The 22,409-nt window shown below is 67.4% G+C and carries 18 protein-coding genes; 8 read left to right on the top strand and 10 right to left on the bottom strand.

Features of this window, described 5'->3' with window-relative positions; genetic code table 11:
* Positions 1-20: 20 nt before the first annotated feature.
* From FHY50_RS13370 to gluQRS, 3 genes are read right to left on the bottom strand one after another with little or no spacing between them, the layout of a single operon-like run.
* On the bottom strand, positions 21-593 hold the full coding sequence (locus FHY50_RS13370; protein WP_140231413.1) for a cob(I)yrinic acid a,c-diamide adenosyltransferase: 573 nt from the start codon (positions 591-593) through the stop codon (positions 21-23).
* 4 nt (positions 594-597) lie between these two features.
* Entirely contained in the window at positions 598-825 is a 228-nt protein-coding gene (locus FHY50_RS13365; protein ID WP_140231412.1) for a twin transmembrane helix small protein, read from the bottom strand.
* A gap of 9 nt (positions 826-834) precedes the next feature.
* Entirely contained in the window at positions 835-1,743 is a 909-nt protein-coding gene (gluQRS, locus tag FHY50_RS13360; RefSeq protein ID WP_243846650.1) for a tRNA glutamyl-Q(34) synthetase GluQRS, read from the bottom strand.
* Between the two features lie 50 nt (positions 1,744-1,793).
* Between gluQRS and FHY50_RS13355 the strand changes: the two genes are divergently transcribed.
* The 5 genes from FHY50_RS13355 (at position 1,794) to FHY50_RS13335 (ending at position 8,194) form a co-directional block, all read left to right on the top strand.
* Positions 1,794-2,360 (top strand): HNH endonuclease, encoded by a 567-nt coding sequence (locus tag FHY50_RS13355; protein WP_140231411.1) that lies wholly within the window; start codon positions 1,794-1,796, stop codon positions 2,358-2,360.
* 57 nt (positions 2,361-2,417) lie between these two features.
* The gene (locus FHY50_RS13350; protein ID WP_140231410.1) at positions 2,418-4,001 is read left to right on the top strand and encodes a serine hydrolase; all 1,584 of its coding nucleotides are present in this window, start codon (positions 2,418-2,420) and stop codon (positions 3,999-4,001) included.
* A 91-nt stretch (positions 4,002-4,092) separates the two neighbouring features.
* The gene (locus FHY50_RS13345) at positions 4,093-6,186 is read left to right on the top strand and encodes a transglycosylase domain-containing protein (RefSeq protein ID WP_140231409.1); all 2,094 of its coding nucleotides are present in this window, start codon (positions 4,093-4,095) and stop codon (positions 6,184-6,186) included.
* A gap of 78 nt (positions 6,187-6,264) precedes the next feature.
* A complete protein-coding gene (locus FHY50_RS13340; RefSeq protein ID WP_140231408.1) occupies positions 6,265-7,266 on the top strand; it encodes a threonine aldolase family protein in 1,002 nt (333 codons plus the stop codon).
* Between the two features lie 10 nt (positions 7,267-7,276).
* The gene (locus FHY50_RS13335; RefSeq protein WP_140231407.1) at positions 7,277-8,194 is read left to right on the top strand and encodes a DMT family transporter; all 918 of its coding nucleotides are present in this window, start codon (positions 7,277-7,279) and stop codon (positions 8,192-8,194) included.
* On the opposite strand, the gene FHY50_RS13330 is transcribed toward FHY50_RS13335, so the two are convergent.
* From FHY50_RS13330 to FHY50_RS13320, 3 genes are all read right to left on the bottom strand, one after another.
* Positions 8,104-8,931 carry a Rossmann-fold NAD(P)-binding domain-containing protein gene (locus FHY50_RS13330; protein ID WP_140231406.1) on the bottom strand — a complete coding sequence of 276 codons (828 nt, stop codon included), beginning with the start codon at positions 8,929-8,931 and terminating at the stop codon, positions 8,104-8,106. The genes FHY50_RS13335 and FHY50_RS13330 overlap by 91 nt on opposite strands.
* Before the next feature lie 37 nt (positions 8,932-8,968).
* Complete coding sequence (locus FHY50_RS13325; RefSeq protein ID WP_140231405.1) at positions 8,969-10,585, bottom strand: M20/M25/M40 family metallo-hydrolase; 1,617 nt, start codon at positions 10,583-10,585, stop codon at positions 8,969-8,971.
* Positions 10,586-10,804: 219 nt separating this feature from the next.
* Positions 10,805-12,469, bottom strand: coding sequence for a M28 family metallopeptidase (locus FHY50_RS13320; protein ID WP_140231404.1), 1,665 nt, complete (start codon positions 12,467-12,469; stop codon positions 10,805-10,807).
* A gap of 135 nt (positions 12,470-12,604) precedes the next feature.
* Here FHY50_RS13320 and pepN point away from each other — a divergent pair, with 135 nt between their 5' ends.
* Complete coding sequence (gene pepN, locus FHY50_RS13315; protein WP_140231403.1) at positions 12,605-15,208, top strand: aminopeptidase N; 2,604 nt, start codon at positions 12,605-12,607, stop codon at positions 15,206-15,208.
* 4 nt (positions 15,209-15,212) lie between these two features.
* Here pepN and FHY50_RS13310 read toward each other — a convergent pair whose 3' ends face one another.
* The gene (locus FHY50_RS13310; RefSeq protein ID WP_140231402.1) at positions 15,213-16,841 is read right to left on the bottom strand and encodes an alkaline phosphatase D family protein; all 1,629 of its coding nucleotides are present in this window, start codon (positions 16,839-16,841) and stop codon (positions 15,213-15,215) included.
* 85 nt (positions 16,842-16,926) lie between these two features.
* Between FHY50_RS13310 and FHY50_RS13305 the strand changes: the two genes are divergently transcribed.
* A complete protein-coding gene (locus tag FHY50_RS13305) occupies positions 16,927-18,336 on the top strand; it encodes a hypothetical protein (RefSeq protein ID WP_208402851.1) in 1,410 nt (469 codons plus the stop codon).
* Between the two features lie 92 nt (positions 18,337-18,428).
* Here the strand turns inward: FHY50_RS13305 and FHY50_RS13300 are convergent, their stop codons facing one another.
* Genes FHY50_RS13300 through FHY50_RS13290 form a run of 3 tightly spaced genes read right to left on the bottom strand, consistent with a single transcriptional unit; the run spans position 18,429 to position 21,101 of the window.
* The gene (locus tag FHY50_RS13300; RefSeq protein ID WP_140231400.1) at positions 18,429-19,619 is read right to left on the bottom strand and encodes a glycosyltransferase; all 1,191 of its coding nucleotides are present in this window, start codon (positions 19,617-19,619) and stop codon (positions 18,429-18,431) included.
* A gap of 4 nt (positions 19,620-19,623) precedes the next feature.
* Entirely contained in the window at positions 19,624-20,154 is a 531-nt protein-coding gene (locus tag FHY50_RS13295) for a DUF2141 domain-containing protein (protein ID WP_140231399.1), read from the bottom strand.
* Positions 20,151-21,101, bottom strand: coding sequence for a hypothetical protein (locus FHY50_RS13290; RefSeq protein WP_244935376.1), 951 nt, complete (start codon positions 21,099-21,101; stop codon positions 20,151-20,153). Before FHY50_RS13290 ends, FHY50_RS13295 begins: the two co-directional genes overlap by 4 nt.
* A 176-nt stretch (positions 21,102-21,277) precedes the next feature.
* Between FHY50_RS13290 and FHY50_RS13285 the strand changes: the two genes are divergently transcribed.
* Entirely contained in the window at positions 21,278-22,381 is a 1,104-nt protein-coding gene (locus tag FHY50_RS13285; RefSeq protein WP_140231398.1) for a glycosyltransferase, read from the top strand.
* The last annotated feature ends 28 nt before the right edge of the window (positions 22,382-22,409 follow it).

Raw genomic sequence — 22,409 nt, 5'->3', positions numbered from 1 at the left:
CCGGAACCCCTCGCACCGCGCTAGGCGCGCGATGCCCCCGGTACCCACAGAACGTCGCCATCCGCTGTTTTGTTCACCGCTCGTGCGGCGATGAACAGCAAATCCGACAGACGATTGACATAGGTTAGCGCCACCGGGTTGACCGGCATCGCGCTACAGGCAGCTACCAAGCTCCGTTCCGCACGGCGCACGATCGATCGCGCCAGATGCAGCGCCGCGGCCGCCGGCGCACCGCCCGGCAGGATGAAGCTCGTCAGCGGTTCCAGCGCGGCGTTATGGAAATCGATTGCCGCCTCGATGCGATCGACCTGCGCCTGGACGATGCGCAGACTGGTCGTGGACGGGGCGAAGTCGTCCCCCGGCGTGGCAATGTCGGCACCTAGGTCGAACAGATCGTTCTGCACGCTCGTCAACAGGTCGGCGAGCGCGCCCGGCGTCAGCACCGCGATCGCCACTCCCAGGGCCGAATTGGCTTCGTCGACATCGCCGATCGCCGCCATTCGCAGATCGGCCTTCGACACGCGCGACCCATCGACCAGCCCGGTGCTGCCGTCGTCGCCGGTGCGGGTATAGATGCGGTTGAGCTTGACCAGCGGTTCAGCCCCGTCCCGTCGACATCAGCAGCAGCACGACGATGATCACCGCGATCGCCTGGAACAGGATGCGCGCCTGCATCATCTTGTTCGACCGCGTGGCCGACACGCTCGGCCCCTCGCCTTTCAGGTCGGCTTCGGTAGTCTTGAGGAAGATGACGATGCCGCGCACCAGCGCGACGACCGTGGCCAGCATCGCGGCGATGAGCAGGATGACCAGGAAGGTTTGCATTGGCGATATCTAGGGCGCGGCGACCGCAAAACCAAGGGGGAGTTGCCCCTGGCGAAGCCGCTGCGCCAGCGCGTGTCCGTCCTCGCCCGCCGCTCGCATCGCCGCCAGCGTCGGCGCTCCGCGGCGCTTGGCCAGCCGCTCGCCATCGCTTCCGACGAGCAGCGCGTGGTGGTGGTAGCGCGGTGTCGGAAGGTCCAACAGAGCCTGCAACACGCGGTGGACATGGGTCGCATCGAACAGGTCGGTGCCGCGCACGATATCGGTGACGCCCTGCGCGGCGTCGTCGACCACTACCGACAGGTGATAGCTCGACGGCGCATCCTTGCGTGCCAGCACGACATCGCCCGCCGCCATCGGGTCGGCGCTGACGGTTCCCGCGTGCGCGTCGTGCCAGGTCAGCGGCCCCGCACGCGCGGTCGCCGCGGCCATGTCGATCCGCCAGCAATGCGGTTCGTCCGCCCGTTCCTCGGCAGCGGTCAGGCGACGACAGGTTCCGGGATAGACAGGCCCCTCGCTGCCATGTGGCGCGGATGCGCTCGCCGCGATCTCGGCGCGGGTGCAAAAGCAGCGATAGACCAGGCCCGCCTGCCGCAACCGTTCGAGCGCGCTGCCATATGTCGCCAGACGCTGCGACTGGAACAGCACCGGTCCGTCCCACTCGAGCCCCAGCCACGCCAGATCGGCAAGGATTGCGGCGACATGCTCGTCCCGGCTGCGCGCCGCGTCGATATCCTCGATGCGCAGCAGGAAGCGGCCATTGGCCGCGCGCGCCAGGTCGTGCGCCTGCACCGCCGACCACGCATGGCCAAGGTGCAACAGCCCGGTCGGGCTTGGCGCAAAGCGCGTCGTCGCCAGCTTATCCACAATTTCGTCCACAGCTACGGGTTGACCGTCGCCGTCCTGCCATGCTGTCATCATGCCGTCATCCCGATTGGCGAAAGGCGGTCGGGACGAAGGGAAGGGAGCCGATGTATCATCCCGATCTGATCCGCCATCCGGACAGCTGCCCGACGCTGGTGCTGAACGCCGACTATACGCCGCTCAGCTATTACCCGCTCAGCGTGTGGCCGTGGCAGACCGCGATCAAGGCGGTGTTTCTCGACCGGGTCGACATCGTCTCCTTCTATGAACGCGAGGTACGAAGTCCCAGCGCGGTGATGAAGCTCCCCTCCGTCATCGCGCTCAAACAATATGTCCGCCCTTCGCAATTCCCCGCCTTTACCCGCTTCAACCTGTTCCTGCGCGACAAGTTCGCGTGCCAATATTGCGGCTCCGGCCACGACCTGACCTTCGATCACGTCGTCCCGCGCGCCCAGGGCGGTCGCACCACCTGGGAAAATGTCTGCACCGCCTGCGCGCCGTGCAACCTCAAAAAGGGCGGCCGCACGCCTCGTCAGGCAGCGATGCCGCTGCACATCGAACCGATCCGCCCGACCAGCTGGCACCTGCAGGAACACGGCCGCCGTTTTCCGCCCAACTTCCTACACGAAACCTGGCACGACTGGCTCTATTGGGACGTCGAACTCGAAGCCTGATTGCGGGGCGCTGCGCGCTACGATAGCATTTCCCTCGAACATCGGGGGGAGTTCGACATGGCACGTCTGACCGTCACGCGCCGCACGGCGCTCGGCTACGCAGTTGCGGGAGCCGGCGCGCTGGCATGGCCCGGGCTCGCACTGGCACAGGACGACGCCACGGCGATCGACGCGATCGTCGAGCCTTGGCTGGGGCGCTTCGACATTCCCGGCCTCGCGATCGCGATCGTGCGCCCCGGCAGCGCTCCGTATCTCAAGGGATATGGCGTACGCACGCTTGGCAAGGCGGCGCGCGTCGATGCGCATACCCGCTTCGGCATCGCGTCGAATTCCAAGAGCTTTACCGCCGCGTGCATCGCGCTGCTGGTCGCCGACGGCAAGCTCGCCTGGGATGATCCCGTCCGCAAGCATCTGCCCGAATTCCGCATGAAGGACCCGGTCGCGACCGAGAACCTCACCGTCCGCGAGCTGCTTGTCCACAACAGCGGACTGGCGCTGGGCGCAGGCGACCTGATGCAGTTCCCGGCCAGCGACCGGCCCGCCAGCGATGCGCTCAAGGCGTTGCCCTACCTGCCCTTCGCGCGCGGATTTCGCACCGGCTATGCCTATGACAACATCCTCTACGTCGTCGCCGACCTGCTGATCGAGCGGGTATCGGGCAAGCCGTGGCACGCCTTCGTCGCCGAACGCCTGCTGCGCCCGATCGGCATGACCGACGCGGTTCCGGCGCTGCGGTTCCTCAAGACCAACAATGTCGCGGGCCGCCATGCCCGGCTCGGACCACCGGTGCGCGGCATGGGCGCGGTCGAGGTGATCGCCCCCGACGAAGGGCCGATGACCGATGCGGCGGGCGGGATCAACGCCAGCGTTACCGACATCGCCAAATGGCTCCAGGTGCAGCTGTCGCTGGGCAGGCTGCCGGACGGAAGCCAGCTGTGGCCTGCCGAGGCGAGTGCGGAGATGTGGACGCCACGCACCATCGTCGCCGGGACGCCCGGACCGACCGACGACCTGCCCCAGCGCGGTGTCACCCAGACCTATGCGCTCGGCTGGTTCGTCCAGGATTATCGCGGTGAGCGGCTGATCCATCATTCGGGTGGCCTGTCGGGGCAGATCACTCAGACCGCACTGCTTCCGCATCGCGGCATCGGTGTCGCGGTCTTCACCAATACCGAGGACGGCCCCTCTTCGGCGATCCGCAACGCGCTGCTCGACCATCTGATCGGCGCGTCTGCATTCGACTGGCCGGCCGCTTATGCGGCGCGCGTTTCGGCCGGGCAGGCCGAAGCCCTGGCGAGCGTCGCAGGCGGTATCGACACAGCGCCGCCCGGCAAGCCCAGCCTGCCGCTCGCTGCTTATGCCGGACGCTATCGCGATCCCTGGTATGGCGACGTCGTGGTGGCGGAACGCGGCGGCGCGCTGCAGATCGATTTCGTGCCGACGCCGGTGTTCAAGAGCGCGCTCGAACCCTGGGGCACCGATAGCTTCCGCACCCGTTTCCCGAAAGGCGCAGGCGAGGATGCTGTCGTCAGCTTTGCGGTCGCGGGCGGCAAGGTCACCGGCGTGACAATGAAACCGCTCTCGCCCCTCGCCGATTTCAGCTATGATTTCCACGACCTTGCGTTCGAACCAGTCACGTGATCCTTGTCGGGGCTGGACTGCGGGCGTAGGGCGGACGGGATTGCACTTGGTGTATTAAGTGCGTAACACGGTGCGCTGAGAGCGCGAGAACATGCGGCACGAGAACCTGACCCCCGGGCGCTACGACGACCCGTTCGAAGTGCCGCTCGGCGGCGCCGGCGGGTCCGCGCCCGCCCCCGATACGCCGCATTACGATCGCAGCGCCGATCTTCCAGCGGCGTGGCGCGCCAGCCCGATGCGCTGGATGGTGCGTTTGCTCGCCGTGATCCCGGTCGTGCTGGTGCTCGCCATTGCCTGGCTGGCGATCACCGCGCCCCTGTCGAAGTCGCTCGAACCGCCCGCCCCGCCGTCGATCACCCTGCTGTCCGCGGAGGGCACGCCGATCGCGCGGCGCGGCGCGATCATCGGCGATCCGGTCGATGCAGCAGCGTTGCCCGAGCATGTTACCGGCGCATTCCTCGCGATCGAGGATCGCCGCTTCCAGTCGCATTGGGGGATCGACCCGCGCGGTATCGCCCGCGCCTTCGTCAACAACACCTTCACCGACAATTCGTCGCAGGGCGGCAGCACGATTACGCAGCAGCTCGCCAAGAACGCGTTCCTGTCGTCCGACCGCACCTTTGGCCGCAAGGCGCAGGAAGCGATGATCGCGCTGTGGCTGGAGGCATGGCTGACCAAGGACGAGATCCTGTCGCGCTATCTGTCGAACGTCTATTTCGGCGACAATGTCTACGGGCTGTCGGCAGCGGCGAACCATTATTTCAGCCGTAAGGCGGAAGACCTGACGATCGGCCAGGCGGCGATGCTGGCCGGGCTGGTCAAGGCGCCGTCGCGGCTCGCCCCGTCGAGCAACCTCGAAGGCGCGCGCGAGCGGCAGGAACTCGTCGTCGCCGCTATGGCGGACACCGGCGTCATCACCGCTGCCGAGGCAGAAGACGTGTCGCCCGCCCGGCTGAAGCTCAACAAGGTCAAGGCACTGCCGAGCGGCACCTATTTCGCCGACTGGGTGCTACCCGCTGCGCGCGACGAGGCAGGCGGCATCTCGAACGACCAGACCGTGCGCACCACGCTGCAGATGGATCTTCAGAAAGCTGCCGAACGTGCCGTCCGCAATGCCGGGCTACGCGAGGCGCAGGTCGGGATCGTCGCGATGCGGCCCGACGGGCGGGTCGTGGCGATGGTCGGCGGCAAGGACTACAAGAAAAGCCCGTTCAACCGCGCCACCCAGGCGCAGCGTCAGCCGGGATCGACGTTCAAGCTGTTCGTCTATCTGGCGGCGCTGCGCGCGGGCTACACGCCCGATTCGATGGTCGACGACAGCCCGGTGACGATCGGCGAATGGTCGCCGAAGAACAACGACAACCGCTATCGCGGCGAGATCACGCTCGAAGAAGCGTTCGCACGCTCGTCAAACGTCGTCGCCGCGCGGTTGACCGCCGATGTCGGACCAAAGGCGGTGATCCGTGCCGCGCGCGATCTCGGCATCTCGACGCCGATCCCCAACGAGGCATCGATCGCGCTCGGCACCTCGTCGGTATCGCTGCTCGAACTGACTGCCGCCTATGCCGCGATCGCCGCGGGCGAAACGCCGGTGCGCCCGCGCGGGCTGGAGCAGGGCGACAATCCCGGCTGGTTCGAACGCCTGTCGGGTCAGGCCGGGCCGATCGACGGCGACGACCTCGCCAATCTGCGCCAGCTGCTCAATGCATCGATCACGCGCGGCACGGGGACGCGCGCGAACCTAGCGGTCGAGGCGTTCGGCAAGACCGGAACGACGCAGGACAATCGCGACGCGCTGTTCGTCGGCTATTCGGGGGATCTGGTGGTCGGCGTCTGGGTCGGCAATGACGACAACACCCCCAATCCCGGCCTGTCGGGCGGCGGCGTGCCCGCGCGCATCTGGCGCGATTTCATGACCCGCGCGCTGGGCGTCAGCGGCCCGGCCCGGGAAGCCCCGCCAGTCGCCGAAGTGTCCGACGAGGACGCTCTCGACGCGCTGATCGACAACAGCGTCGAAGGACTTGAGGTCCCGCCGATCGAGTTCGAGGGCGAGTTCGGCGGCCGCGGGCTCGCCGTCCGGGTCGCTCCCGACGGCACGCTCGAGGTGATCGACCGCGATCCCCGCCGCGAGGAGCCCCCGCTCGAGGAAGTGCCGCCCGATCCGGAGCTGATCGAGGAGTTCTGATCGCTGCCGTCTTTCCGGCGCGACCCACGGCATCACAGGCGTTGACGGCTGAAGCTGGCCCACGCATGGGCGTGGACCATGCGCTTCTTTTCCGACAACGCCGCCGCCGTCTGTCCGCAGGTCATGGACGCGATCGCCGCGGCCAACACGCTCGATACCGCCTATGATGGGGATGCGCTCAGCCAGCAGCTCGACCAGCGCTTCTCCGAGCTGTTCGCGACGCGGGTGCGCGTGCTGTGGGTGCCGACCGGAACCGCCGCGAACTGCCTGGCGCTGACTGCCATGTGCCCGCCGCATGGCGGCATCCTGTGCCACCGCGAAGCGCATATCCAGGTCGACGAGGGCGGCGCCCCCGAATTCTACACCCACGGTGCCAAGCTGCTGCTGCTCGATGGCGAGGGCGCCAAGCTCGAGGCCGCGACCATCGACGGATATTGCAGCGCCATCCGCGACGACGTGCATCAGGTCCAGCCGCACGCGATCTCGATCACCAACGCCAGCGAATATGGCCGCGTCTACACCCCCGACGAAGTCGCGGCGATCGGCCGGGTGGCGACGCGGCGCAAGCTGGGGCTGCATATGGACGGCGCGCGTTTCGCCAATGCCGTCGCTCATCTGGGCTGTTCCCCGGCCGAGGCTACGTGGAAGGCCGGCGTCGACGCGCTCAGCTTCGGCTTTGTCAAGAATGGCGGAATGAATGCCGAGGCGCTGATCTTCTTCAATTCCGAGATCGCCGCCGCCGCGCCGTATCGCCGCAAGCGCGCAGGGCTGCTGGCATCGAAGGGCCGCTTCCTGGCGGCGCAGCTGCTGGCCATGCTGGAGGACGATGTGTGGCTCGACAATGCCCGCGCCGCCAATGCCGGCGCCGCCGAACTCGCCGCGGCGGCGGGTGAACGCCTGATGCATCCGGTCGAGGCGAACGAGCTGTTCCTGCGCCTGACGGCCGAGGAAGCGGCGGCGCTGCGCGAACAGGGCTTCGACTTCTACGACTGGGGGACCGGCGCGGCGCGGTTCGTGACGGCGTGGGATCAGAGCGAGGCCGATATCCGCCCGCTCGCGCAAGCGATCGCCACGCTGTGAAGCGCGCGGCGTGAGCACAACCCCGGCGCCGCAATCGGCGCGGCTGGCGATCCTGATCCCGTTCGGCATCGTCACGCTGATCTGGGGATCGACGTGGATCGTGATCCGCGACCAGCTCGGCACCGTTCCGCCCAGCTGGTCGGTGACGTACCGTTTCCTCGTCGCCGGGATCGCGATGCTGGCGTGGGCGCTGGTCCGCCGCGATTCGATTGCGATGGATGCGCGAGGCTGGGGCTATGCCGCCACGCTGGGGTCGTTCCAGTTCGTGCTCAATTTCAACTTCGTCTACCGCGCCGAACTCTACATCACCTCCGGTCTGGTCGCGGTGGTGTTCGCATTGCTGCTGATACCCAACGCAATGTTCGGACGCATTTTCCTGGGGCAGCGGCTGGGGCGGCAATTGCTGGTCGGATCGGCAATCGCGATGGCGGGGGTGGCGTTGCTGTTCGTCCATGAATCGCGAGTCGATCCCTCGGGAGTTGCCACCGTACTTACCGGCGTCGCCATCACTCTGGCAGGCGTCTTGTCGGCATCGATCTCGAACGTGATGTCGGCATCGGCGACGGCACGGCGCTATCCGATGTCGACGACGCTGGCGGCGGCGATGCTGATCGGCACCGCGCTCAACGCGCTGTTCGCCTATGCCACCACCGGCCCGCCGGTGTTCGAATGGCGCGCAGGCTATATCGCGGGTGTCCTGTATCTTGGCCTGTTCGCATCGGCGCTCGCCTTCACGCTCTATTTCGGGGTGATCCGGGTGATCGGTCCGGCCAAGGCGGCCTATTCGAGCGTGATCGTGCCGGTGATCGCGATGCTGCTGTCGACCCTGTTCGAAGGCTATCGCTGGTCGCTGCTGGCGGCTGCGGGCGGAGTGCTGGCGATGGCCGGGCTGGTGATCGCGCTGAGGGCACGCAGGCCGAACCGATAGTCGGGATAGGCGGGCTGCCAGCGCAGCACGCGCTTTGCCTTGCCATTTGCCACGCGTCGGTTCTCGGCATAGAAACCGCGCGCCATCGGCGACAGGCTGTCCAGCGATACGAAGCGCGGCGGCGGGAGACCGAGCAGCGCGGCGGCATATGCCATGACGATGTTCTGCGAACAGGGCAGGTCATCGGCCAGGTTATAGGCGCCGGGCGGCGCGTCCAGCCCGGCGATCACGCCGCTGGCGATGTCGTCGACATGGCATCGGCTGAACACCTGTCCCGGTAGATCGACACGGTGCGCGGTCCCCGCCGCGACACGATCGAGCGGCGAGCGGCCGGGACCGTAGATGCCGGGCAAGCGAAACACACGCGCACCGCGGGCCAGCCATTCGGCATCGGCCTGCGCCCGAGCGGTACGGCGGCCGGTGCCGGTCGGTGCGCCTTCATCGACCCACGCGCCATCGGCGTCGCCATAGACGCCGGTCGAGGAAAGATAGGCAAGCGTGCCGCGCAAGTCTCCGCCATAGGTGGCCAGCACCGGATCGGCGTCGCCGTCGGGCGGCACCGACGACAGGATGTGCGTCGCCTGTGCGATCTCGCTGCGGACGCGGTCGGCGTCGGCGAAGGCGATCGTGCCGTCGCGACCGTCGCGGGTGGTGCCGATCACCGACCAATCCCGATTTCGAAGCGCGGCAGCGATACGGCGAGCGGTGTATCCGAACCCGAAGATCAGCAATCGCACGCTGCACCCTTCCTATCCCGGCGCAGATGCGACAGGATCACTTCGCGTCCGCGCCGAACATCTCCCCGAAGAAATCGCCCTTGTTCCACACCGGCCGCGCGTCGGCATCGGCGATCGCGCGGGCAATGCCGTAATTGACCCGCACGAAGTCCCGCGCTGCGCTCATATCGATCAGCCCGACCTCGTCCGAAGGCTGGTGATAATGCTTCTCGAGGAAATCCGTGATTGCCGCCTGCCCGGGACCGCCGGGGCCGGTGTCGAGCGAGATCGACGGCACGCCCTGCTTGACGAAGCTGTAGTGATCGGTGCGCACGAAGAAGGCGAGTTCGGGGCTGGGATCGGGCACCAGCTTGAACCCCAGATCGCCCGCGACCTTGGCCGCGACCGGACCGATCGACGAGCGATCGCCGCCCAGCGCCACCAGATCGACGAAATCGAAGGTCATCACCGGCATGTCGAGATTGATTTCCGCCACCAGCGATTGCCGGGGCACCGTGGGATTGCGCGCGAAATAGTCGGATCCGAGCAGCCCGATCTCTTCTGCCGTGACCGCCAGCAGCATGACGCTGCGCCGCGGTCGCTTGCCCGAGCGCTGAAATTCGCGCGCGACCTCGATCAGCGATCCGACGCCCAGCGCATTGTCCATCGCGCCGTTGTTGATCGCGTCCGCGCCCGGCTTGGCATCCTCGTCGACGCCGATATGGTCGAGATGCGCCGACAGCACGACATATTCGTCCTTGAGCGCGGGATCGCTGCCCTCGATCACGCCGACGACATTGTCGCTGGTGCCGAGTGGCTGCACGGTGAACTTCTGCGCAACCGACAGGCTGGTGCCGAGCGGTCCGCGCGGGACCGGCGTACCCGCCTCGGCCGCGGCGGCGATCGCCTCCAGGTCGAGCGGTGAGCCCGCGAACAGCTTGCGCGCGCCCGTAGCACCCATGAAGCCGACCAACGGCGTGTCGCGCGTGGACGTTGCCGGCACGCCGTCCTTTGCCCAGGTCGTGGCCCCGCGTTCCCACTGCGCGAGAAGCCTGGACACCGACATCTTCTTTTCCTGCGCGGGCGGGATCAGCACCAGCACACCCTTGGCACCGCGCGCGGCCGCCAGCATCGCCTTGGCCTGGAGCGACCCGAAATGCGCCGCGACCTCGCTGTGCAGCCCCTTAGGCGCACCACCCAGCACCGCGACGATCCGGCCCGAGACGTCCAGCCCGGCATAATCGTCGATACCGCTGCCTGCGTCGACCACGCCATAGCCTGCGAACACGACGTCGCCGGTCACCGCCGACTTGCCGGGCAGGGGCGATCCCAGCGACACGAAATCCTCACCGAACACGAGGGCCGTGGTCTTGCCGCCGCGACCCAGCTCCATCGTCCCGCGGCCGTCCGGGACGACGCGGACCAGCGGCACCGGCTGGAAAAAGCTGTCGTCCTCCCCGCCCGCGACCGCTCCCGCCGCGGCGAACTGCTTGGCGACATAGTCGGCGGCGGTGCGATATTGCGGCGTGAACGGCGCACGCCCCGCCATCGCGTCCGACGAGAGATAGGCGATATGCGCCTTGAGTTCGGCTTCCTCGGGGCTTGCGGTCTGCTGCGCCGCGGCGGGCGCTAGCGTCAGGGCAACCAGCGGCAGGGCGAGCAGCGCGGACTTCATGATGCAGTTCCAATCGTGAAGTGGAGAAAGTGGAGAGTCTCGCGCGGTGTTCTCCACTTCAGCAACGCGGCGGTGAGGCCGATGCAACAAAAGCGGAAAGACACGGCGCATATCGGAACATTAGCAGAACAAACACATGTAGGACAGCGCCACGATACCCGTCGCGCAACCGATGTCGTGCGGCATTTCCCGACGCGCGCGGGAAATGCCGACCACCGGCTATTTCGCGCCGTACCCTTCATACAGCGTACCGAAGAAATCGCCCTTGTTCCACGCCGGACGCTGCGGCGCGTCGGCGATCTCGCGAGCGATCATGTAGTTCGCCTCGATGAAGCGCGCGCCCGATTCCCAGTTGATCGGCGGACCCTGAACGATCTCGTCCGACGGCTGGTGATAATGGCTGGCGAAGAACGCATCGACCGCGGCCTTGCCCGGCCCGGCCGTGCCCGGCCACAGGAACACCGACGGAATCCCCTGCTGGACGAAGCGATAATGGTCGGAACGCACGAACAGCCCCTGTTCGGGCATCGGATCGGGCGAGAAGGTCACACCCAGCTTCTGCGCCGCGCGCTCGACGATCGGCCCCAGCGTCGAGCGTGCCGCGCCGAACGCGATCACGTCGTCGAACTTGTAGGTGATGATCGGCATGTCGAGATTGACGTTGGCGACCAGCCGGTCCTTGGGGATGGTCGGGTTGTTGGCGAAATAGTCGGCGCCCACCAGCCCCTTTTCCTCGGCCGTCACCGCCAGGAACAGGATCGAACGCTTGGGCGCGGTGCCCGATGCCTTGAAGCGCTTGGCCTCCTCGATCAGCGAGGCGATGCCGACGGCATTGTCCATCGCGCCGTTGTAGATGGTGTCGCCATTGACGGCCTTGCCGACGCCGACATGGTCGAGATGCGCGGTCAGCACGACGGTCTCGGACTTAAGCTTGGGATCGCTGCCCTCGAGCAGCCCGGCGACGTTATAGCTCGTCACCGGCTTGATCTCGGTCTGGAGCTTGACCGTCATCGTGCCGGGCAGTTGCTCGGCCTTGAACCTGGCGGCATCGTCGTCGGCGAGCGCTACGACCGTCGCCCACGGTGTCCGCGCGCCGGCGAACAGCTTTTCGGCCCCCGCCAGGCTCAGCGTGCCCAGCGCGGGTGTGCCGGGCGCCGACAGATGGCCGGTTCCGTCAGCATTGGCCCAGGTCATGCGCGAATGATCGTAGCTGTCGGCCAGCCGGGCGAATGGCCGGACCTTCGCCGTGACCGGCGATTCGAGCTGGATGACGCCGACCGCACCCTTGGCAGCGGCCATCGCCGCCTTGGTTGCCGGGCTGCCCAGGTGCGCGCGGATTTCACCGTTGAGCGCCGCGGGGGCTCCGCCGAAAAACGCGACGATCTTGCCCTTCACATCGACGCCGGCATAGTCGTTGCGGCCTTCGCTGGGCGCGTCGATGCCATAGCCGACGAACACCACCGGCGCGGTGATATCGGTCGCGGCGCTGGCCGGATTGGGCGACGGCACATAGTCGGTGCCGAACGCCAGCGGCTGGGCGCCCGAGCGACTGAGCACGAAGCTGCCCTGCCCCGCCGCCTTGTAGCTGACCAGCGGCACCGTCTGCAGATAGCTGCCGTCGGTGCCCATCGGCCGCAGGCCGGCGGAATAGAATTGCGAGGCGACATAGTTGGCGGCGATGTCATATTCGGGCGATCCGGCTTCGCGCCCGCGCATTTCGTCGGACGCCAGGAACATGACATGCGCCTTCATCGCCGCCTGTTCGGGCGGCAGCACGGCGTTGGCCTGTGCATTCTCTTGCGCGGGTGTCATCGCGGGGGCGGTTTGGGCGGTAGCGGCGGCGGCGGTCGACAACAGGCCGATCAGCAACAGGGGTCGGAACATGAACATCCTCATTTCGTTCGCAGGTTGGCCGGTGGATTAGCAGCATAGGACGCCTGCGCGCAAACCCTGCCCGGCCGAATATGCTGCCTCGACAATTCGCTACCGGCCGCGCGGCGTTTCGCGATAAGGACATCCATGCTCGACATCCGTTCCTCGATCGCCACGCCCGCCGCGAAGGCCCAGCCGATCCGCCGCGCCGATTATCGTCCACCCGACTGGCTGGTGCCCGAACTGGCGCTCGACTTCGAGCTTGGCGCCGGCGAGACGCGGGTGACCGGCTCGCTGTCGGCGGTGCGCAGCGGCGCGCACGATCGCCCGCTTCGGCTGGATCGCGACGGTATCGTACCCGACAGCGTGCGCATCGACGGGGTCGAGGCCGACTGGTCGCAACTGGACGATGCGATCGAGGTCACGCTGCCCGGCGACGCGCACAGCATCGAGATCGCGGTGACGCTGCATCCCGATCGCAACACCCAGCTGATGGGGCTCTATGCATCGGGCGGGCTGCTGTGCACACAGTGCGAGGCGCAGGGGTTCCGCCGCATCCTGCCGTTCCCCGACCGCCCCGACGTGCTCACCCGCTATCGCGTGCGGATGACCGCCGACAGCACGCGCTATCCGGTGCTGCTCGCCAATGGCGATCCGGTCGGCTCGGGCGACGCGGGCGACGGCCGCCACTGGGCGGAATGGGACGATCCGTTTCCCAAGCCAAGCTATCTGTTCGCATTGGTCGCGGGCGACCTCGTCGCCAATACGGGCAGCTTCACGACGATGTCGGGGCGCGAGGTGCAGCTGGGCATCTGGGTGCGCGAAAGCGACCTTGCCAAGACCGACCACGCCTTGTCGGCGCTCAAGACCGCGATGGCGTGGGACGAAAAGGTCTATGGCCGGGAATACGACCTCGATGTCTTCAACATCGTCGCGGTCGACGATTTCAATTTCGGCGCGATGGAGAACAAGGGGCTGAATATCTTCAACAGCCGCTACATCCTCGCCGATCCCGATACCGCCACCGATTACGACTATGACGCGGTCGCCGCAGTGGTCGCGCACGAATATTTCCACAACTGGTCGGGCAATCGCGTCACCTGCCGCGACTGGTTCCAGCTTTCGCTCAAGGAAGGCTTCACCGTGTTCCGCGACCAGCAGTTCAGCGCCGACCAGGGATCGCCCGCGGTCAAGCGGATCGAGGATGTGCGGGGACTGCGCGCCGCGCAGTTCCCCGAGGATGCCGGACCGCTGGCGCATCCGGTGCGTCCCGACGAATATTTGGAGATCAGCAACTTCTACACCGCGACGATCTACAACAAGGGCGCCGAAGTCATCCGAATGATGCACACCATGCTGGGCGAAGCGGCGTTCCGCGCGGGATCGGACCTATATTTCGACCGCCACGACGGCACCGCCGCGACGGTCGAGGATTTCGCCTGCGCGATGGAAGATGCCAGCGGCGCAGACCTGACGCAGTTCCGCTTGTGGTACAGCCAGGCGGGGACGCCGCGCGTGTCGGCGCAGCTTTCGCATGCGCCCGGGGACGGCCGCGCGCGGATCGCGCTGCGCCAGCTCGTGCCGCCCACCCCCGGCCAGCCCGACAAGGCGCCGATGCTGCTGCCGCTGCGGATCAAGCTGTTCGGATCGGAAACGGGCAAGCCGCTGGGCGAGGAACGGCTGGTGCTGCTCGGCGACACCAGCGCCGATATCGCGTTCGACGGGGTGGCCGAGACGCCGGTGCTGTCGATCAATCGCGGCTTTTCCGCGCCGGTGATCCTCGACACCAACCGCACCGCCGCCGACCTGGCGTTCCTGTCGGCGCACGACGACGATCCGTTCGCGCGCTACGAAGCGATGCAGCAGCTGATGCTCGACACGCTGGTGACGGCGGTAACCCACGGGCGCGCCGACCATGACGCGGTGATCGCGGCGGTCGCCCGGACGCTGGCCTCGCCCGATCTCGACAAGGCGTTCGTCGGCGAAGCGGTGCTGCTGCCGTCGGAGAGCTTCATCGGCGACCAGTTGAGCGTGGTCGATCCCGACGCCGTGTTCCGCGCACGCGAAGCGCTGCGCCGCGATCTGGCGACCCGGCTCGGCGAGCAATGGCGCGACGCCTATGACGGCGCCGCCGCCAACCGCTTCGAATATACGCCCGCCGCCAAGGGGCTGCGCCGCCTGCGCAACGTCGCGCTCGGCTATCTCGCGGCTTCGGGGGCGCCCGACGCCGCCGACCTCGCTTTTGCGCAGTTCGAGGGCGCCGACAACATGACCGACCGGCACGGCGCGCTGGCGACGCTGGTCAACGGAACGTCGGACAAGCGCATCGCCGCGCTCGACATTTTCTACAACCGCTATCGCGACAATCCGCTGGTGCTCGACAAATGGTTTTCGGTGCAGGCGCTGTCGGCGCGCGACGATGCCGTCGATCAGGTCGAGGAACTGGCGAAGCACCGCGATTTCACGCTCGCCAATCCCAATCGCGCGCGGGCACTGGTCGGCATGTTCAGCGTCAACCAGCGCGCGTTCCATCACCCGTCGGGGCGCGGCTACCGCTTCGTTGCGGACCAGCTGCTGGCGCTCGACAAGCTCAATCCGCAGACCGCCGCCAAGCTGGTCCCGCCGCTCGGCCGCTGGAAGCGCTTCGATGACGATCGCGCCGCGATGATGCGCGGCGAACTCGAGCGCATCGTCGCCAGCGCCGGCCTCAGCAAGGACATGCTCGAGCAGGCGGGCAAGAGCCTGGACTAGCGCTTTACGCCATCACGTTGCGGCCGCGTTCGACTGTCGCGGTGTGGCCGACCGATGCCCCGGTGCCGCGCATCCGCACGGTATCGACGAACACCCAGTCGTTGCGCGCCTCACCCGGGGTCAGCGTCAGCGCCATGTACCCGCGGCGCGAGGTGTCGCACCATTTGAGCTCGGGATTGGTGCGGACCAGCGCGGCGGCGACCTGTTTCGGATCGATCGCGACCGCGCTTTCATAGCCGGGCGAGGTCACACCCTGCCCCGCGAACTCGGTCGCGGCGGGACGGCCGTCCTGCGCGAGGTCGTAGGCCCAGGCATTGTGACTGTCGCCCGCCAGCACGATCGTGCTGCCGCCCAGCGCCTGCGCCGATTTCAGGAAGCGCGCGCGCGCCGCGGGGTATCCGCCCCAATTGTCGAGGTTCGACGGCAGCCCCAGTTTCGACGCGGTGACGCCGGCGGTGACATAGGCCTTGGTGCGTTCCGGAGCATCGGCCTTGATCCAGCCCAGCGCCTCCTCGGGGGCGCGGGTGTTGCCCATGATCGTGCCGAAGCCGACCACCTGCCACGCGACGCCGTCGCGCACCGACCGGGCCATCGCTCCGTCCAGCCACGCTTCCTGCACCGACCCCATCATCGTCGCGGCCGGATCCTGCCACGCACCGTCCCGGAACGCGGTCAGCGCCGCGACGGGATCGCCTCCGCCCACGAACAGCGGCGCCAGTTCGGGCGGCTTGCTGCGGCCGAGCAGCCGGGTCTCGGTGCGGAACAGCGACGCGAGCGTGCCGATGCGATACTCCGCCCACGGCTCGTCGCTGACCGGCAGCCATTCGCGAAACGCCTGCATCGCCGCCGCCTTGCGCGCCAGCCAGTCGCCTTCGCCGTCCTGATGATTCTGCGCGCCGCCTTCCCAGCTGTCGTTCGCCGATTCGTGATCGTCCCATTGCACGACCATCGGCGCGGCGGCGTGGATCGCCTGGAGGTCGGGATCGGCACGGTAGCTGGCATAGCGCAGCCGGTAATCGGCGAGCGCGACGATCTCCTTCATCGGCTGCGGCACCCGATTGCCGACGAGCTGGTCCGCCGCGGGATAGTTGTCGGGCGCATATTCATAGAAATAATCGCCAAGATGGATCGTCAGGTCGAGATCGCCCCGCGCCGCCGCGTGGGCATAGGCGTTGAAATAGCCAAAGCCGATATTCGAACACGAGAACACTGCCGCGGTGAAGCGCTCGGCTGCCCCCTCCGGCAAGGTCCGCGTGCGCCCCGTCGCAGAGACACTGCCGTCGGGCGCGACGAAGCGATAGTGATAGCGGCGTCCCGGCTCCAGCCCGGCGACCGTGATCTTGGCGCTATGGTCGCGCCACGGCCCCGTGATCATCTCGCCGCCGCGGATCACCCGGGCGAAGTCGGGCGTTTCGGCGATCTCCGCGCGCAGCTTGACCGCATCGCCGTCCGCCGGGACATAGCGCGTCCACAGCAGCATCGAATGCGCGCCGGGTTCACCGCTCGCCACGCCATGCGTGAACCCGCGCGCGCCTGGAACACCGGCAAGCTGCGCGAAGCCCGGAACCGCAAACGCGCCCAGCCCGAGCGTGCCGGTCAACAGGAGCGAGCGGCGATCGATCAGAAGCGTCATGGCATTCTCCCTTGTCGGTCATCCTGTGCCGTCCCTCGATGGCGGTGTCGTGACACCTGACGACCACCCTGATACGCGCCGAAGCGTGCGTACCGCCATACCGTCCGCCGCGATGCGCTGGCTGATCCTGCTGGCAGCAGCGATCGCCGCGCGAGCAACGACCTTTGGCAACCCGATCCTTCATGTCGACGAGCAATTCTACTTCGTCGTTGCCGACGCGATGGCAAAAGGGGCGCTGCCCTTTGTCGATATCTGGGATCGCAAGCCGATCGGATTGTTCGCGCTTTACCTGCCCGCCGCAGCACTTGGCTGGCCGCTGGGCATCCTGGCGTATCAGGCGCTGGCGCTGGCGTTTGCGGTGGCGACGGCGGGGGTGATCGGCGCGATCGCCCGCCGTGTCGGTTGGGAACGCGGCGCGCTGGCAGCCGGCATCCTCTACCTGCTGTGGCTGAACTTTGCCGAGGGGCAAGGCGGACAGGCGCCGGTGTTTTACAATCTGCCGGTCGCCGGGGCGGTGCTGGTGTTGAGCGGCGGGGCCAGCCGGGGTCGCGCAGTGGCGGCGATGGCGCTGTTCGGGCTGGCGCTGCAGATTAAATACTCGGTGGTGTTCGAAGGCATCGCGCTGGGATGCTGGGTGCTTTGGCAACGGCGACGCGATCCGCCGCTCGCGCTTGCGGGGCTGGCGGCGGCGATGATCGCAGCCGCGCTGCTGCCGACGGCGGCGGCGCTTGGTGGCTATGCGGTCTTAGGACACGCCGACCGGTTCCTGTTCGCCAATTTTTGGTCGATCCTCGATAGAGCCGGCGATCCAGTCGGCGAGCAGGCCGGCAATCTGGCGATCGTGGCGCTGATCCTCGCGCCTCTCGTCGCGCTGGCCTTCGCTGGACGCAGCGAGGGGGCAGCGGGTACGCCGCGCAGCCTGATCCGGCTGTGGCTGGCCGCGGCAATAACCGCACTGATCGGGTTCGGGGGATGGTTCGACCATTATGCACTGCCCGCGATCGCCGCCGCCTGCACCTGCTCGGCCGGCTTCTTCGCGAGCGAACGGCGCAGCAGGCGCGCAGTTACGGTTTTCCTGATCGCGACGTTCGTCGGCGGGCAAGCGGTGCTGGCGCTCAAGCGCCACGAGCGCGGTACCGCAGCCGAGTTTGCGGCGCTGACGCGCGCAGTGGGGAGGGGCAATGGCTGCCTGCTGATCTATTCCGGCCCGACGATGCTGTACCCGGCCACAGGCCGCTGCCGGGTAAGCGCGCTGGTGTTCCCCAGCCACCTGAGCCGCACCCGCGAGGCCGGAGCGGTCGGGGTCGATCAGCGCGCGGCACTGGCTGCGGCACTGGCGACGCGCCCTGCGTGGGTGGTCGCCGAAGCCGGGTATCGCGGAGAGCGGCCCGACATCCGGCGGAGATTGGAACAAGTGCTTGGACAAAACTATCGGCCGATTGGCACATACGCGCTCGGGACCAAGCGAATCACTGTCTTTTGCATCATGCCTTGAGGCACGTTCGTTTCCAGCGAAGTCGAGAAACCGCAACGTAGCGCCCGGTCCACGTTTCTCGACTTTGCTTGAAACGAACGGACGGAGAAATTTCACCCCGTTCTTGCCACACCCCCGCCGCGCGCGTCGATCAGCGTCTGGTAATATGCCATCAGGTCGCGGGCATGGTCGACGTCGGTGCGTACCTGCGCCGCGGCATGGCGGGCAGCGGCGCGCAGGATGCGGGGTTCGCGGGCGAACAGGCGGTGGATCGCCTCGGCTGCCGATTTCGCGTCGCGCGCCTTGTAGGTTTCCGCGAATTGCGGCTCGGCCAGTTCGAAGCAGCCGCCTTCGTCGGGGACGATCAGCGGCAGCCCCGATGCAAGCGCTTCGGCGGCGACCAGCCCGAACGGCTCGACGTCGGATCCGTGGATCAGCGCGTCCGCGCTCGCCACGATGCGGGTGAAGCGATCGCGGTCGTAGACCGGGCGGAACAGGCGGATGTGCGGGCTGCCCTCGACTCGCCGCGCCAGCGCGCGGCGCTCGATGCCGTCGCCGAGCAGGATCAGGCCCACCGGCAGATCGGCCCCGGCGCGCTCGACCGCGTCGATCACCATCGGCCAGCGCTTTTCGGGGTGATGCCGCCCCATCCCCAGCAGGAGATGCGCTTGCGGCGGCAGTCCGACCTGCGCCAGCAAGGCAGCGCGCAGACCCTCGTCGCGCAGATCGGGAGAGAAAGTGCCGCGCTGGATGCCCAGGGCCATCGACGCATCGACGCGGTGGCCGCGCGCGGCAAAACGCTTGGCCAGCGCCGGGCCGTTGGTGACGAAGGCGTCGTAATGTTCGAGCCGATCGTCCATGCGCCGGGTGTACCAGCCGAACGCCCGCTCGATCGTCGCGGGCGAGGCCAGCCCTTCGAACCAGCGCAGCGGATAGGCGGCCATGTTGTCGCCATGGGCGAACAGGATCTTGACGGCATCGCCCTGCCAGTCGGCGACGATCGTTGCCGGGCGCCACGGCGAGCTGGCCTCGACCACGTCTGCGCCGAGTGCATCGAGCCGCGACGTGATCGGCTCGGCATCCCAGAACATGCCGTAATTCTTGTCGACGACCAGCGGCGGCGCCTTGATCCAGTGGATGGTGCCGCCGCCGGGACGCTCTTCGATCCAATCATCGTCGCGCGTCGGCGCCAGAACGACCAGCTCGTGGCCGAGATCGGCCATGATCGACATCTTGCGGTCGATATAGGTGCGCACGCCGCCGCCGGTCGGCGAGTAGAACTCGTTGACGTCGACGACGCGCATCGGATCAGCTGCCGAGCGGGCTGAACCCGCCGAGTCCGCGCAGATATTGCGCGGTGATGTTGGTGGTGGTCACGCCGCGGCCGACCGCGATCACCGCCTGGCCGAGATCGGGGCGGCTGCGTCCGAGCTTGGTGTTGCTGGGAAAGCCGGCGCCGTCCTTCCAGAAATTGAACTTGTTCTTGCCGTCGCGGTCGTGCGTGAACAGCAGCGCGTATTTGCCCGGCGCCGGCGCCTTGATGCACAGGCTGACAGCGCCCGAAGCCGGCATGTCGGCCCAGATCCGACGGAAGGTCTTGCCCTCGGCCTTGAGCTTCGTGTCGTCCTTGAGAAAATCGTCTTCGTTCGCGGGATATAGTTCGAGCTTCAGACGTCCGCTGCGGTCCTTGAGACCGAACACGTTGACCCGGATGGCGGGGCCATCGCCTTGCGCGCAGGCCTGACCGTCGGGGCCGAGTGCCGCCGCCTGTGCCGCCGCAGGGACCGCCGCCGACGAAGCGACGAGCGCGGCGGCCGTGAAGATCATCTTCGCCGTCATTGCTGTTTCCTCGTAATTGCGTGCAGGCTGAACGCCGCGATCAGGATGATGTGAAGCAGCAATACCAATGCTGCGGTCACGGCCATCAGTTCGGAAAGCGCCTCGCCCTGTCCTATTAAAATAATCGCGAAATTGGCGAAAAGAAGGTCCTTGGAAGGCACCAGCGGCAGGCGCGACACCAGCAGGCGCCCGGCGGCCAGGATGAGCCAGGTGCCGACGCCGATATCGGGCATCGCGAAATGCCACGCCAGCGCGATCATCGTCGAGCCCACGACCAGCCGGAGGCAGTGGATCCCGAACACCCACCACAAGGTGCCGCGATCGAGCGAGAAGACGCGCTTCGAAAAGATCAGGAACGGCACCGACATGGCGAAGATCACGCCGGTCGAGATCAGCAGCTTGTCGAACTGGTCGTCGGTCAGCAGCCCGCCCGCGAACGGCAGCGCGATTGCGATCATTGCCAGGGTGATGCCGTTGCCAGCCATCGCCGACAGGATGCCGACGTCCTTGACCGCGCCAAACGGCGCGGCGACCATCTTCATGCGCTGCCGCGCCCAGGCATAGAAGAACGCTTCGCCCGAATATCCGAGCACGACTTCGTTGGCGATCCGCTTCTTGTGCAGCGCGGCCATGCCGGCGAGCGGAATGCCCCACAATCGGCGGAAGATGACGTAATCGAAGGTCGGCGGCGACAGATACAGGATCACGAAGGCGATGTAGAAGCCGGCGCTGGTCGGCACCGAATTCTGGAGCGCGACAAGCCCTTCGCCGAACAGCTCGCGTGCCAGCCCGACGATCATCGCCGCGCTCAGCAGCGCACCAAGCACGGTGGGCCAGCGCTTGCGGATACGTTCGATGGGCTCGAGACCGGTCAGATCGCTGGCCCCGGGGATCGGCGCTTCGATGGCGCTGGCGGCAGCGTGCGCCCCGCGATCGGCTTGTTTCACGTGATTTGGTTTCCGCGCCCCGTGTGATCCAGCAATTTCAGCGTATTACGGTAACGCAGTCACACCCGCAAATCCGCCCGTCGCGCGAGGATCGCACTCTTTCACCCGGTGCGATCGGCCCGCAATATGGTTTCTTGATGCGCGAATTTGGGCCTAAGCAAGGCGCGGTGCAAGCCATGACTGCGATCCCTTCCCCCCAGGCGCGGCACATCCTGTCGTTCGCGCAGAGCCTCGACGGCGGCGGTGTCGAACGTGCGCTGCTGCGCATGGCGGGCGGCTGGGCGGGGCGCGGCCGCCGGGTGACGCTGCTGATCGGCGATGCCAGCGGGCCGCTGGCCGGCGAAGTGCCGCCTTCGGTCGAGACGGTCGAGCTGGGCGACGCGCGCTACACCGCGCTGCTGGCGATCGCCGAGCGCGTGCGGGCAGCGGCACCCGACCTGATCTTTTGTCCCGGCAATCACTACAGCGCGATCGCGGCGATGCTGCGGCTGCGGTTGGGACGCAAGTGTCCGCCGATCGTCGGCAAGCTGTCCAACGCGCTGGTTCGCGGCGACCAGCCCGCCCCCGTCGCCTGGGGCTATCGCCGCTGGCTCAAGCTGCATCCGCGCTTCCTCGACGCACTGGTGGCGATGACGCCGGGCATGGCGCGGGAGGCGGAGGCGGCGATGGCGATGCCGCACGACCGGATCGCGGTGATCGCCAATCCGCCGCCTACTGCGCTGTCGGACGCCGCGCCGATCGCGCTGCCGCAGGGGCGCTTCGTCCTTGGCGTGGGCCGGCTGGCGCGGCAGAAGCGCTGGGACCGGGCGCTGGCGGCATTCGCATTGCTCCCCGATCGCGACCTCTCCCTGCTGATCGCCGGCGAGGGTGACGCGCGCGGCGCGCTCGAAGCACAAGCGAGAACCCTGGGAATCGCAGACCGCGTAACGCTGCCCGGCTATGTCGCCGATCCATTGCCGGCGATGCGGGCTGCGGCGCTGGTGCTGCTGACCAGCGATTTCGAAGGCGTTCCGGGCGTGCTGCGCGAAGCGATCGCGCTCGGCACCCCCGTGGTCGCCACCGATGCCAGCGTCGCGGTGCGCGAGATCGTCGGCCCCGATCAGGGCAGCGTGGTGGCGCGCGAGGACGCAGCGGGGCTGGTGGCGGCAATCGGCGAATGGCTCGAGCGGCCGCGGCCGGAGGTGCCGGTTGGGAGAGAGGAAGATTCGATCGATGCGTATCTGGCGCTGTTCGACGAGGTGATCAGCGGTCCAGCTTTCCGGTTTCAGTTGCCGGATTGATCCCAACCTCGTTCGTTTCGAGCGAAGT

Source organism: Sphingomonas japonica, assembly GCF_006346325.1.
Lineage (GTDB): Bacteria > Pseudomonadota > Alphaproteobacteria > Sphingomonadales > Sphingomonadaceae > Sphingomonas > Sphingomonas japonica.
This window is presented reverse-complemented; position numbering and strand designations above follow the sequence as displayed.